The organism is Natrinema soli, from assembly GCF_028618695.1.
In genome coordinates, this window is record NZ_JAQIVI010000121.1 from 18584 (window position 1) to 29714 (window position 11131).

Below are 11131 nucleotides of genomic sequence, written 5' to 3' on the forward strand. Positions count from 1 at the left end.
CTACGACTCCTTGACGACGCCACCAACATGGCGGATTGTCTCCTGGATCTCGTCAGTCGCCGCCCGCGTCGAGGGTACCATGATGAGCCCATCGATATCGCCCTCACGCTCCGCTAGCCATTCGTGGGCGTGGGCCGGTGTGCCGGCCAATGCGACCTCGTCGAGCAGCTCGTCGTCGATCGCATCCCTGGCCGCATCGTAGGACCCGTCATCCCAGTGGTCGCGGATTTGTTCAACCGCCGTCTCGTAGCCGTGTCTTGCAAGCACATTCCCGTGGTACTTCCCCATCGCACCGATGTAGAACGCGATTGTCTCGCGACAGCGTTCCCTGGCCCACTCGCCGTCCTCGAGGACGCAGGTCGTGACGGAGGGGATCGTCTTGATTGCATCGGGATCGCGGTCTTGTTGGCGTGCGCCGCGGACAAGCGGTTCGCGACCCGTGTCCAGCTCTGACAGCGGGACGTACGACGGGATCCAGCCGTCCGCGAACGCACCCGTGAGTTCGACGTTCGTTTCGCCCTGTGCGGCGACGTAGAGCGATATGTCCGACGCCGATTCAAACCGAAGCGAATCGAACTCAATGTCGAAGATATGGCCGTCGTACGCGAGCGGCTCGTTGTCGAGGATTTGGCGGACGATCTCGATAGTTTCCCGCTGCCGGCGCAGCGCCGGCTCGAACTCGATACCGTGCCACTCCTTGATTACGGCGGGCGAGGAGAGTCCGATTCCCAGTATCGTCCGCCCGCCGGTGAGTTCGGCGAGTGTTCCGATGGATTGTGCCAGCAACGACGGCGTTCGCGAGTGGACCGGAACGATCGACGTTCCCAGTGTCGCGTCGGTTGTCGCCGCGAGATAGCCCAGCCGCGTGAAGGCATCGTACCCCCACGTTTCGGAGGTCAGCAGCGCGTCGTAGCCCTGTCGACTCGCTTCGTCACCCAGTTCCAGTTGCGTCTCACAGTCGACGCTCTCATCCGACGGGAGCCGCAACCCGAGTTCGTACGAAATATCCATGCACCTCGTTCTCTATCGACACACATAATTCTCCGGTCCTCTCTCGGGTGGACGAATCCATCTCTGACCCGGTAGCCACCTACTTTGAGCCACCCCGAATAACCGCTCCCAACAGTGAAACCGATCCAAACGCTTAATAGTGTTGTTAGACACCATCACTCATGGTCTCGTACAAGTACCTACAGTACGATGTGACCGACGGCTACGCCGAGATCGTCATGGATCGACCGGACATCCTCAATGCGTTCCACGACGAGATGATTCAAGAACTCATCCACGCATTGACGGACGCTCAATCCAACGACAGTGTCTACGCCATTGTACTCACCGGTGCCGGACGCGCGTTCTGCAGCGGTGCCGACGTGAGCAACATGGGCGAGGGCGACAGGGGCCAGCTCGAGGCGGCTGAGCACCTGTGGAGGGTCCAGAACGTCGTCCGCGCCCTGTATCACGGCGACAAGCCGACCGTTGCCGCCGTGAACGGGCCGGCTATTGGCGCGGGCTGTGACTTCGCGCTGGCCTGTGACCTGCGAGTCATTGAGGAAGACGCGTTCATGCGCGAGCAGTTCGTTAACATCGGGCTTGTCCCTGGCGATGGCGGAGGGTGGCTGCTCCCGCGGCTGGTCGGTGAGGCGAAGGCTAAGGAGTACATCCTCACCGGGAGAGATATCACGCCCACGGACGCCGAAGACATGGGACTGGTCGTCGACATCGTCGACTCCGGCGGATCGCTTGAAGCCGCACGCGAACTGGCCACGGAACTCCGGGACAAACCCGCACCGGCGATGCAACACTGCAAGGACCTGCTGGATGTCACTCAGTCCTATGAGGAGTACGCCCAACGGGCTATCGAGGCCCAGTGGGAGGTCACGAACCATCCCGAACATGTGGAGGCGGTGAACGCGCTTCAGGAGAGCAGGGAACCCGACTTCGACCGGGAGTACTGATCGACGTTCGAGTCTCTTTGTCGCCCGAATTTTTCGCAGTTGTCAGTTCGGACCGATGAACAGCGCGTCAACGGCCGACACGTCCTCGTCGCCCACAACGAGGGGATTCACGTCCGCCTCGACGATCCACGGATTATCACAGTAAATTTCCGAAAGTCCGACGAGGCAGTCGACTACGTCATTGAGTTGTGACTCAGTGAGGTCGTCCACCGAGACGGTTTCGAGTTCGTCGAGCATTGATCGGGCCTGCTCGCAGCTCATGGGGATCGTTCGGAAGGCGACGTCATCGACCGTCTCGATGTCGACCCCACCGCGGCCGAGCATGACAACCGGGCCGAAGTCGGTGTCGGTGACAATCCCCATCCCGAGTTCGAGCCCGCTAGGGACTTGTTGCTGGATCGATACACCAGTGACTTCGATGTCCCGCTGGTCGCCGATCGAGTTGATCTCCTCAAACGCGGTTTCGACTGCACGGCGCGACTCAAGGTCGAGTCGAACACCGTCGATCCGGTTCCGGTGTTGCACGTCGGGTGAGATTAGCTTTGCGACCACTGGATACCCGATCTGGTCAGCTGCATTACCAGCTTCGTCCGCGGACGTGACGAGTCGCCCGTCCGGAATTGAGATCCCGTATTCGTCGAGAACAGACTTCGCGTCCGTTTCGCTCAGCACAGCGGGCGCGCCATCGTGATCGCCGTCATTAGGTGTCCGTGGGCGAGCGGGAAGGGATTTTGCGTCTTCGAGTCGGCTACGTGCGGCGTCGAACTGCGAGACGGCTGCGATCGTCCGAATACACCGCGCCGGATTTTCGAAAACCGGGACGTCGGCCCGGTCATAAATCTCGAGCCCGTCAGCCCTGTCGAGCCCGCCGGTCCAGACGACGAATAGCGGGGTGTCGGCGTCGGCCGCCATCTCCGAGATGACCTCGGCGTAGTGAGTCGCACGGTCGCCGCTCGCGTTCGTGAGTTGGATGACCAGCGTCTCGATCTCGTTAGCGTCGAGAAGAAGCCGGAGGCACTCGCGGAATGTCTCTGGTGAATTGACGACCTGTGCGGTAATGTCAACTGGATTGAACGTCGAGCCGTACGACGGAACGTGTTTGTTCAATTCGGTTCTGACGCCGTCGGAGATATCGGGCAGTGAGACACCCGACAGATCGTCGGCAACGTCCGCGATGTGGATTCCGGCACCTCCCGAAGTAGTGATGACTCCAAGTTGTGAGCCGGGATACTCGTCGTCCTTGAGCTGGGTCAGCGTCTTGATTACGTCGATGAAGAGATCGACGTCATCGACATCGATCACCCCTGTTTCCTCGAACACGCTCTTGTAGACGGCGTGTTGACCGGCCATCTTTCCCGTGTGCGAGGCCGCAGCAGTTTTGCCCCGTTCTGATCGGCCGGCCTTGAGCGCGACGATTGGAAGATCGATTCCCTCATCGGATCGTTTGAGTTCGATTAGCTTCCGTCCGTCGTCGAACCCCTCGAGGTAGCCGGCAACAATTTCTGTCGTGTCGTCTGCCGCGAGTAGGGAGGCGAAGTCGAGCGACTCCAGCCCCGCTTCGTTACCTGTGGCGACCCACTTGTTGAGGCCGATCGATGACTCCTGTAACAACGTCGTCAGTGCACCGCCGAATGCTCCGCTCTGCGTGACGAAGCTGACCGGTCCAGTCTGAATCTCGTCTCGCTGTAGTGCCGGTGTAAAACTCGCCGTCGTTTTCTCTGGGAAATTAATGAGGCCCTGACTGTTCGGGCCGATAATCGATGTCTCCGTCGTCTCGTTCAGCTCGGCGAGTCGCCGCTCGGCTTCGGCGTCGTCCTCGTCTCCTGTTTCGGAGAAGCCCGAACTCACGATGAGAACGGTCTCGACCCCGATATCGGCGCAGTCTTCGACCACGTCAAGGACGAGATCGGCCGGCAATATCACCATCGCGAAGTCGGGAACGGTCGGGACGGACCGGATGTCGGGATAGCACTCGAGGCCAGCGACTTCGTCATGACTTGGGTTGACGGGATAGATATCTCCCTCATAGCCGTGTTTGTGCAGGTACGCGATCGGACGGCCGGCGATGCGGTCAGGGTTGGACGATGCGCCAATCACCGCTATGGAGTCGGGGCTAAACACCGATGGCATACTTTCCCACTGTTCTAGCAAGCTATATAGGGTTTTCCCGTCTCCCCGTTTGCGTGGGACGGTAACAGTAGAGACCAACTGCTTTGCTGTCCGACTCGTCCACAATTACGGGTCGAAATATGTAGGCGATGATATTTCGCCCCTCTACGCTCTCAGGTGGGTGAGAAGCGATCAAAATAACGAATCTACAAGTGACTAACCCATTATATATTCCGAATGGCTTATTACATTGGATATGGTTGGCATGTGATATGGCATCAATAGGCAGGAGAGAGTACGTGGCATCGGCAGTGGCAAGTGGCGCTTCGATTACGTTGCTCGCAGGATGTCTCGGTGGGAACAGCGATACGACTAACCTGACGTACGGAGCGGGCGGTAGCGGGAGTGGAACATTCGCAGCCGGGCAGGCAATGCAGCAGATCGCTCGCGAGAATACCGACGTTCGGATTACGACTCAAGAAACCGATGGAACCGAGGCTAACCTTCGACTGTGGTCAGAAGGGAACAACATCGACTTCTTCGGGACGAGTAACCTGGCGATGAACTTGGCGATAGACAACGAAGAGCCATTCGCCGACAGTCCCATGGAGAACTACCCGTACCAAGGTCACACGTACGGACTCAACTACACCTACATGCTGGCCCGCGAAGACACGGACATCGAAACGTACGAGGATCTACGAGGTGCTAATGTGTGGCCACTCTGGCCCGGATCTACGATCCGTCTGCCAGTAGAGATGATCCTCCAAGAGGCAGGTATCTGGAGCGACATGGAAGTCATCAATATCTCCCAGTCGGACATCGCCGGTGCGCTGGAGGAGCAACGCGTCGACGCGATCGCCGTTTACAGTTCGGGCTACACCGAGCAGCTCGTCGGCTGGAACCAAGAGGTCGACGCCAGGGCCAATCTTCGAGTACTGGAGATGGGCGACGATCTCCAGCAGACTATCGAAGAGATGCCAGTTCCACCGCTGGGTGAAGTCGGTACAAGCGGATGGGAACAAGATGTCGGCACCGATACGGCGGCAGCCTGGGAGATGAGCTGGCAGATTTACTACGACCCCGACGCGCCCGCAGACGCATTTACCGACCTAGTCTTGGCGTTATCAGAAAACGGCGATACCTACCGGGATGTCTCCCCGACGGGGCCGAACTTCGAGGAGAATACACAGGAACTCACGCGCGTCCTTAATGAGAACATCATGGAAGAGTGCCCCATTCATCCGGGTGCGGCCGAGGCCTACCGGGAACTGGACCTCTGGGAGGACGACTGGATGGTCGAAGGGGAGTGACGGCCGTGCGATCACTTACCCGATTCGGGACCGGAACGTATGTACCGTCTTAACGAGAATAGAACGAATACCAATGACAACCGAACGAGATCATGAGTTTAGCTGAGGAGATACGGACCGACAGCACTGTGGAGAAAACACTGTCTGGGCTGTTATTCACTACTATTTTCGTTTACTGGGCCGTACTCCTCTACTATGCGCTCACCTTTGGAATTCCGCGCCCGAAACTAGGTATCGGTTTTCTTGGTCTGTCGATGCTGATCTACGTCCTACTCGAGTTAAACAAGTCTATTGGCGACCGGAACGCGCTTGACGTGTCGGTGCTGAGTGCTGCCGGTGTGATTTCGATTGTCAGCACCGTATACTTCTACACCAATTACGACGCGCTCAACAACACGCGGATCGGCATGGCAACGACGACGGATTACGTGTTAGGGCTTCTGATCTTCCTTGCGGTAATCTACCTGACCTACCGCGCGTTCGGGCTCCCGTTCGTATTTGTCGTCGCTGCAGCGATCGGGTACGCGTATTTCGGGATGGCGATGCCGGGACTCCTGCAACACACTGGCCTTGGCTGGGAACGGCTCCTGCAGATCGCGGTCACCGACGTCGAGGGTATCTACGGAAATCTCACGCGGATCACCGCGGCCTGGATCGCACTGTTCCTGTTGTTCGCCGGGTTGATGCAGGCTTACGGCGCATTCGACGTGATGTTCCGGGGCGCACTTTGGATTAGCCAACACGTGAAATCTGGCGTGGCCCAGTCGGCGGTAATCGCGAGCCTGATCATTGGATCGATCAGTGGGAGCGCGACCGCAAACACCGCCCTATCCGGATCGATCACGATCCCGCTGATGAAAGAACACGGTCTGAAGGCTGAAACCGCTGGCGCGATCGAGGCGGTGGCGTCGAATGGGGGTCAAATCATGCCGCCAGTCATGGGTGCGTCGGCGTTCCTTATGGCGTCGCTTCTCGCTCGCTCGTACGGCGACATCCTCATCGCGGCTGCGATCCCCGGCATCATCTACTTCACCTCGATCATATTTGCGGTCCACTTCACTTCGATCAAGGAGCTCGATCTCGATAGAGAGATCGATATCGACGAGGAGCTGGCGGCAGCCGACGCGGAGGAAGTCGAAGAACTCGAACTCCCGCTCATACTCGAGGCGGTCCGATTTGGGCTGCCGATATTCTTGCTCGTGTACCTGCTCGCAATCGCCCAGTGGACGATCATCTCGGCGGCGCTCTGGACAGTCGGTTTAATGGTCCTAACTGGTGTTTTATTTCCAATCAGTTACGACGCCATCGTGAATCGAACGGTGCGCCATACTGTCGTCGAAAAGATCAATGAGACCGGTACCGGCCTCGTGATCGGCGCGAAGCTACTCGCCCCGATTGCCATCATCATCGCCGCGCTGAACGTTATCGCAGATCTGCTAATGTCGACCGGAGTCCCCTCGAAGCTTACGCTGACGCTCATGGAACTCTCCGGGGGTATCATGCTCGTTGCCTTGCTGCTAGCAATGATTCTATGTATTATCCTCGGGCTCGGGATGCCGACGATCGCGGCGTACTTGATCGTCGCGCTCCTCGTCGCACCCAGTCTGATCGACACCTTCGGAATTCCCGAACTACCAGCTCACTTCTTCGTACTCTACGCTGCGAACCTGTCGACCATCACGCCGCCGATTGCGGCCGGAATCGTGGTGGCAACCGGCATCGCGCAGGCGAACTTCTGGCGAACATCTCTCCAAGCGATCAAGATATCTGCCCCGATATTCGTCTTGCCATTCATGTTCGCGTACAATCCAGAGATCGTCACCGCGTCGGTTGGTCTTACCACGTTCCTCTCGGGGGCCATTGGACTGCTCGGAGCCCTCTTCATGATCTATGGGCTCAACCACCCCCTCACCCACCTCGAGACGAAACTCGAGTTCGTACTTCGGTTCGGCTATCTCGCCATGGGGATCCTGGTTATGGTATATCCGGGCTTCGTTCCACGGCTTTCACTCTCGGCCGTAGCGGTCGCAGTGTTCGTGGCCTCGAGTGCCAAGCGCCGTGCGAATCTGCTGGAGAAACTTTCGCTGACGCCGCTCTTGAAGAGTGAATAGGCTCACTGGACGTACCGGTCTCTCTTTTCCGCTCTCAACCCAGTTGTGACGGCTCAATGGCGATCCGCTGCCCGTATTTGTGCGCACTGTTATCACCCCATATAGTTAAGTTCACATCTGACGGAGCATATGTATGCTCGAACTCACAGACGAGCAGCAACTGTTGGTCTCGGAGACGCGTCGCATCGCCGAAAACGAATTTGCTGGGAACGCCTGTCAATGGGACGGGGAAAAGCCGTGGCCGAACCTCGAGACGCTGTCCGACCGTGGACTGTTGGGCGTCAGCCTTCCTGAGGAGTACGGTGGCGGTGGGATGAGCGAGTTCGAGGCCATCCTCCTTGAGGAGGTTGTCGGACGGGTCTGTCCGGATACCGCGTACGCGCTGCCGGACATGGGCGCGTCGCGGGCCATTGCGATGTTCGGGTCCGAAGCGGCGAAAGAAAAGTACCTACCGCCGGTTTGTAACGCGGAGAACCACGTCGCCATTGCGATCTCGGAGCCAGAAGCCGGCAGTGACGTGACGTCGATGAATACCCATATCAAGGAAGACGGCGGCGAATTGTACCTCTCCGGCGAGAAGATTTGGGTCAGCAGCGTTGATGAGGATGGTGCTGCGGTCGTATGGGCGAAGTTCCCGGATGGTCTCGGGACGGTTATCATGGACTTTGATCGGGCCGGCGTTGAGATACAGGAGAACTATACAAATATGTTTGGCCACGAACAGACGCAGTTCTACATGGAGGATGTCCACATTCCCGAAGAGAACGTCTTGACGCACGGTCCAGAAGGGTTCAAACAGCAGTTGAAGTCCCTCAACTGGGAGCGACTCGGGAACTCGACGCTATGTAACGCAGTCGCGCTGTGTGCGTTCGACAAGGCGTTGGAGTACTCCCAAGACCGGGTCCAGTTCGACCAGCCGATTGGAGAATTCCAGGGCATCGAGTGGAAGCTCGCCGACATGGCAAAACAGATTCAGGTCTCGCGAGCGCTGACACACCAATTAGCCCAGTCAGCCCACCGACGCGGCGAGTCGCCAGGTCGGATGGAGACCTCGGTCGCGAAACTCTACTCGGCCGAAATGCTCGAGTCTGTCGTCAGCGAATCACTGCAGATCCACGGCGCGAACGGCTACCAGCAGGGACACCCACTCGAGTACCTATACCGATACGCCCGCGGGCGACGCATTGCGGCTGGGACTGATGAGATACAGAAGAACACTATCGCCGGCGCCCTGAAAGAGGGTGGGCTGCCACACATTGGAGAGTGAACACAGAATCGATGACGGTATCCAGTTCGTTCGAGTTTGAGTACCGCGGAAGCGAGCTGATCTTCGGTCGCGGTTGCACCGAGAAATTGGAGACCATACTTGCCGACCGAAATATCAAGGACGCGCTGATCGTCTGCGGGTCGAATGTCGGCGCGAACGAGGTGGTGATGGCTCCTCTCCGGCGCAATCTCGGTGATCGGCTTGTCGAGGTGTTCGACGAGACGACGCCGGAGAAAGATGTCGAAACCGTCTACGACGGGATCGAGGCCATGGAGGCAGTGAATCCGGACGCGTTGATCGCCGTCGGTGGGGGCAGTAGCCTTGATATCGCACGTCAGATGAGCGTCTTCGCTGCCGCCGGTCGATCGCTTTCGGACATCCGTCGGGCCGCTCGCGAGGGGACGCTTAAGCCTCCGGAGCCGGACATCGCACCGACGCCGATCGTTGTTGTTCCGACGACGTTCGCCGGTGCAGACCTCTCCAGCGGGGGATCGGTCACGGTCCTTGAGGCCGAAGAGTCGCCGACCGGCCAGCCGATACGCACCGGCGGGTCGGTCAGACCGATTGCGATGATCTACGACCCGGATCTATTCGAGACGACGCCGATGAGAGCGCTCGCGGGATCGGCCATGAACGGCTTCGACAAGGGCCTCGAGACGATCTATTCGAGGCACGCAACGCCGATAACCGACGCAACGGCGATGCGTGGCCTACAGCTGTTACGCAAGTCGCTACCGGGCCTCGACGGAGACAATCCGACCGCAATGGAACAGGCAGTGATCGGGATTATCCTCGTTCAATTCGAACGTCGCGGATCGATAATCCATGCGATCGGACACGGGTTCGCGCGCCGGTATCCGGTCCAACAGGGCATCGTTCACGCCATCGTAGCGCCCCACGTCCTCCGCTACCTCTTCCGGAACGTCGATGGACGACGGCGGCAACTGGCCCAAGCATTCGACGTTGACGAGGATGTGCCGGACAACGAGGTGTCCGCAGCAATCGTCGATGAGGTCGTCGCCGTTCGTGACGGTCTCGCGGTCCCAACACGCCTACGTGATGTCGACGGGATCGACGAGCGAGAACTCGAGACGGTCGCGGAGTTCGCCCTCGAGGATGCCCTCATGTCGCAGGCGCCCGCCGGCCTCAAACCTACTGTCGAGGACGTCGAGTCGATCCTTCGTGAGGCTTGGTAACGTCACGGACCGTCAACCGACTCTCAGACGACCCTATAGTTCAGCGCTTTTCCGCGTCGCCACCGTTCGTACTGAGCGTCAAATCGGTCAAGGAACCGCGATGAATACTTATTGCTGAGCCCCGCCGTGTGCGGCGTGATGAAGACGTCTCGACGGTCCCACAACGGCGACTCCCGTGGTAGTGGTTCCGGTTCGGTCACGTCCAGACAGGCTGCCCGCAGTTCGTCATCTTCAAGCGCTGCTAGGAGCGCGTCGGTATCGACGATCGGTCCGCGAGCCACGTTAACTAGAATCGCGTCAGACGCAGTTGCTGCCAGTTCTGACGTTCCGATCAGGTGACGGGTCGTCTCGGTGAGCGGCACGGCGAGGACCACTAACCGTGCTCCCTCAAGTGCGGTCGAAAGTGAATCAGGACCGTAGACCTTGTCGGCGATACCGTCATACTCGTTGGGGTGCCGTTTGACGCCTCGAACCGTCATCTCGAATGCGGTTGCCCGTTCGGCGACCGCCTCGCCGACGTGCCCGAGACCGACGACGCAGCAGACATCATCCGTAAGATCAGTCAGGTCGTCAAACGGGCGTGACCATACGTGTTCTTGCTGCTGTTCGCACAGCGTCCACAACTGCCGTGTGTACATGAACGCCATCGCGAAGACCTGCTCGCCGATTTGGGGCGCATTGACGCCCGGACTGTTTGTGAAGGCCACGCCGGCATCCTCGAGCGCCCTAAGCGGGAGCGAATCATAGCCAGACCCGACGCTCGTGATCCAGTCGCCGTCTTCGAGTCCGGTAAGGAATGCATCGTCCCACGTGGTATTGGACGTGATAAACGCTGTCGGTGTAGGGGCTGATCGCAATCGTGAGACCGCGTCCTCGCCCTCGTCTATGACAGCGTCCGGATAGCGGTCAGCGAGGTGTTCGCTCGTGACGACAGTCAAGTGGGGATCGACGACGATTGAGGTCATACTAGAGTTCTGGGAGACCTTCCTTGTACAGTGATTTGACCATGTTGTTGCGGTGGATGTTCGGCGTGCCACCGGCAATCTGGCCGCCACGGATCTTACGAAATGCGTAGGATTCGGGCGTCTCGCCGACGTAGCCTGCCGCACCCTTGATCTGTAGCGCAGCGTTCGCGACCTCGAACGTCGACTCGGCGACGTGGACTTTTGTCATCGAT

9 protein-coding genes are annotated in these 11131 nt (G+C 58.9%); 5 read left to right on the forward strand and 4 right to left on the reverse strand.

The window, feature by feature from the left end; translation table 11 throughout:
* On the reverse strand, positions 1–1011 hold the full coding sequence (locus tag PGX04_RS08185) for an LLM class flavin-dependent oxidoreductase (protein WP_273738050.1): 1011 nt from the start codon (positions 1009–1011) through the stop codon (positions 1–3).
* 161 nt (positions 1012–1172) lie between these two features.
* Between PGX04_RS08185 and PGX04_RS08190 the strand changes: the two genes are divergently transcribed.
* Positions 1173–1958 carry an enoyl-CoA hydratase/isomerase family protein gene (locus tag PGX04_RS08190; protein ID WP_273738051.1) on the forward strand — a complete coding sequence of 262 codons (786 nt, stop codon included), beginning with the start codon at positions 1173–1175 and terminating at the stop codon, positions 1956–1958.
* A 42-nt stretch (positions 1959–2000) separates the two neighbouring features.
* On the opposite strand, the gene PGX04_RS08195 is transcribed toward PGX04_RS08190, so the two are convergent.
* On the reverse strand, positions 2001–4088 hold the full coding sequence (locus PGX04_RS08195) for an acetate--CoA ligase family protein (RefSeq protein WP_273738052.1): 2088 nt from the start codon (positions 4086–4088) through the stop codon (positions 2001–2003).
* A 251-nt stretch (positions 4089–4339) separates the two neighbouring features.
* Here PGX04_RS08195 and PGX04_RS08200 point away from each other — a divergent pair, with 251 nt between their 5' ends.
* The 4 genes from PGX04_RS08200 to PGX04_RS08215 all read left to right on the forward strand — a co-directional run bounded on the left by PGX04_RS08200 (position 4340) and on the right by PGX04_RS08215 (position 9954).
* On the forward strand, positions 4340–5380 hold the full coding sequence (locus PGX04_RS08200; RefSeq protein ID WP_273738053.1) for a TAXI family TRAP transporter solute-binding subunit: 1041 nt from the start codon (positions 4340–4342) through the stop codon (positions 5378–5380).
* A gap of 92 nt (positions 5381–5472) precedes the next feature.
* Positions 5473–7491, forward strand: a complete 2019-nt coding sequence (locus tag PGX04_RS08205; protein WP_273738055.1) for a TRAP transporter permease — start codon at positions 5473–5475, stop codon at positions 7489–7491.
* A gap of 133 nt (positions 7492–7624) precedes the next feature.
* Positions 7625–8758 (forward strand): acyl-CoA dehydrogenase family protein, encoded by a 1134-nt coding sequence (locus PGX04_RS08210; RefSeq protein ID WP_273738056.1) that lies wholly within the window; start codon positions 7625–7627, stop codon positions 8756–8758.
* 11 nt (positions 8759–8769) lie between these two features.
* Positions 8770–9954, forward strand: coding sequence for an iron-containing alcohol dehydrogenase family protein (locus tag PGX04_RS08215; RefSeq protein WP_273738057.1), 1185 nt, complete (start codon positions 8770–8772; stop codon positions 9952–9954).
* A gap of 23 nt (positions 9955–9977) precedes the next feature.
* Here the strand turns inward: PGX04_RS08215 and PGX04_RS08220 are convergent, their stop codons facing one another.
* Positions 9978–10919 (reverse strand): D-2-hydroxyacid dehydrogenase, encoded by a 942-nt coding sequence (locus tag PGX04_RS08220; protein ID WP_273738058.1) that lies wholly within the window; start codon positions 10917–10919, stop codon positions 9978–9980.
* A 1-nt stretch (position 10920) separates the two neighbouring features.
* The coding region (locus tag PGX04_RS08225; RefSeq protein WP_273738059.1) for an acyl-CoA dehydrogenase family protein at positions 10921–11131 on the reverse strand (211 nt) is incomplete at its 5' end.

Excerpts from the sequence above, each read along its gene's own strand:
- PGX04_RS08185 (WP_273738050.1), bottom strand. The coding sequence starts at position 1,011 with ATGGATATTTCGTACGAACTCGGGTTGCGGCTCCCGTCGGATGAGAGC.
- PGX04_RS08190 (WP_273738051.1), top strand. The coding sequence starts at position 1,173 with ATGGTCTCGTACAAGTACCTACAGTACGATGTGACCGACGGCTACGCC.
- PGX04_RS08195 (WP_273738052.1), bottom strand. The coding sequence starts at position 4,088 with ATGCCATCGGTGTTTAGCCCCGACTCCATAGCGGTGATTGGCGCATCG.
- PGX04_RS08200 (WP_273738053.1), top strand. The coding sequence starts at position 4,340 with ATGGCATCAATAGGCAGGAGAGAGTACGTGGCATCGGCAGTGGCAAGT.
- PGX04_RS08205 (WP_273738055.1), top strand. The coding sequence starts at position 5,473 with ATGAGTTTAGCTGAGGAGATACGGACCGACAGCACTGTGGAGAAAACA.
- PGX04_RS08210 (WP_273738056.1), top strand. The coding sequence starts at position 7,625 with ATGCTCGAACTCACAGACGAGCAGCAACTGTTGGTCTCGGAGACGCGT.
- PGX04_RS08215 (WP_273738057.1), top strand. The coding sequence starts at position 8,770 with ATGACGGTATCCAGTTCGTTCGAGTTTGAGTACCGCGGAAGCGAGCTG.
- PGX04_RS08220 (WP_273738058.1), bottom strand. The coding sequence starts at position 10,919 with ATGACCTCAATCGTCGTCGATCCCCACTTGACTGTCGTCACGAGCGAA.